The 246-nt window shown below is 56.9% G+C and carries 1 protein-coding gene; it reads right to left on the bottom strand.

Annotation, left to right across the window (positions count from 1 at the left end):
• On the bottom strand, positions 1-246 hold a 246-nt coding region (locus tag ACYQ8U_RS23460; RefSeq protein WP_459947959.1), incomplete at both ends, for a zinc ribbon domain-containing protein.

Raw genomic sequence — 246 nt, 5'->3', positions numbered from 1 at the left:
ATCGGCATGTTCCTTGAACCCGCACTCCACACACCTGAAAAGGGCCTGTGTCTTGCGGTTCTCTTTTGCAACGAAGCCACAGGCCGGGCATGTTCGACTTGTGTTCTGAGGTGGCACCTTGACCAGCCAGCCGCCATTCCAGGCAAGCTTGTATTCAAGCTGCCTCCGGAATTCGAACCATCCCTGATCGAGAATGAACCTGTTCAGCCCGGACTTGGCCCGGACGTTCTTGCCCGGCGCTTCAGT

Source organism: Desulfocastanea catecholica, assembly GCF_054657295.1.
The sequence above is the reverse complement of the archived record's forward strand: the minus strand, read 5'-3'. Positions and strand labels throughout refer to the sequence as shown.